The sequence below is a fragment of the Streptomyces sp. CNT372 genome (assembly GCF_000377145.1).
Genome location: NZ_KB897812.1, coordinates 1 through 1,572, shown reverse-complemented (window position 1 = coordinate 1,572; position 1,572 = coordinate 1). Strand labels below are relative to the sequence as shown.

Below are 1,572 nucleotides of genomic sequence, written 5' to 3'. Positions count from 1 at the left end.
CCCGCTCGCCCCGGGGGCCAAGCTGCCACCGGCCAACTGCCGCCGCTGCTCCCGGCCGACGCCGACCCGCCCGAACCCTCAGTACATCGAGCACGAGACGACAGAGTGCCGGTGCATCGAGGCCGGAGGCCACTGCCACGGCGTACGGGCCGCCACCACGGACCCGGACCGCATCGACCGTTGGTGGAAGGCTGAGCCCCGGTACGGGGTCGGGGTCGCCTGCGGGGCGTCCGGTCTCGTGATCCTGGACGTGGACGACCACGCGGACACCGCCCCCCCGGCGAACGGCGACTACCTCCCCGGGGTCCAGCTCCCCACGGCCGCCGGACCGGAGTCCTTCCGGAGCGGCTGGGACACGATTGCAGCCCTGTGCGAGGCGAGGAACGCGCCGCTCCCGTGGATGGACCCGCCCACGCTGACCGTCCTCACCGCCGGTGGCGGGCTCCAGGCATGGTTCCGGGTGGAGGAGCCCGAGCAGTGGCACCCCGGCGCCGGTCGCCTGGGCTGGCAACTGGACCTCCGCGCCGGGCACTCGTACGGCATCGCCCCCGGCACCGTCACGGCCTCCGGGGCGTACCGGGCTCTGGGGGACTGCCGGACCGTGGCTCTCTTGCCCTCCTGGCTCTCCGCCGACCTCCGGCGCACCGGGCACTACCGGGAGCCCGAGCCGCCCAGGAAGCGGCCGACCGCCCGGCAGCTCCTCGCCACGATCCAGAGGCCGAAGGGCGGGGCGTACGTGGAGGCTGCTGTCCGGGCCGAGGTGGAGCAGGTGGCCGGAGCCGCGAACGGCACCAGGAACGCCACCCTCTACAGCGCGGCCCGCGCCCTCGGCAGGTTCATCCCGACGGGGCAGCTCACGGAGTCCGAGGTCGAGACCTGCCTCATGGCAGCCGGGGCGGCTGCCGGCCTGTACGACGCGGAGATGCGCTCCGCAATCCGGTCCGGCGTCCGTGCCGGGATCAGCAAGGGAGCGGCGGCATGAGCGACAACACGACCGAGCTGACTGACGCTGAACGCGGTCTCCGCCTCCTGGCCCTCCTGGACAGCCAGCCCCAGCCCGGCCCGGCAAAGGAGCCGGAGGACCTGGAGCCCGAGCCCGCGCCGGAGCCCGAGCCCGAGCCGGAGCCGGAGCCGATTCCGGCCCCGCGCTCCGAGGAGGCACCTGCCAAGCCGCGTAAGGGGAAAACCCCGAGCCGCGGAACGGTGCAGGGCGCGGTGGCCACGTCGGACGCGTTCATCGTGGAACAGGTCGTCACCGACTGCCTGGAGGGCCGGTTCTGCTGGTCGCCTCACCTCGGCTGGATGCAGTGGAACGACCGGGTGTGGGTGGCTGCGGACGACACGACCGTCCGGGAGGACGTCCGGCTCTACCTCGCGGAGTGGGTCGTCGGGCAGCTCGCCAAGCCGACCACCGGAGTCGGGCCGGACGACCTGGTTCGACTCCTCGGCAAGGGCCGAATCGCCGGACTGACCGACCTGTCCCGGGGGCTGCTCCTGGTGAACGGCGACCAGTTCGACAGGGACCCGGACGTCATCACCGTGGAAAACGGCGTAGTGGACCTCCGGAACAGC

General features: G+C 73.2%; 2 protein-coding genes. Both read left to right on the top strand.

Features of this window, described 5'->3' with window-relative positions:
• A partial coding sequence (locus tag C593_RS30810) for a bifunctional DNA primase/polymerase (protein ID WP_018850716.1) occupies nucleotides 1–982 on the top strand: 982 nt, incomplete at its 5' end.
• Nucleotides 979–1,572: hypothetical protein (locus C593_RS33505; protein WP_037747552.1), on the top strand; the 594-nt coding region annotated here is incomplete at its 3' end. The genes C593_RS30810 and C593_RS33505, both read left to right, overlap by 4 nt.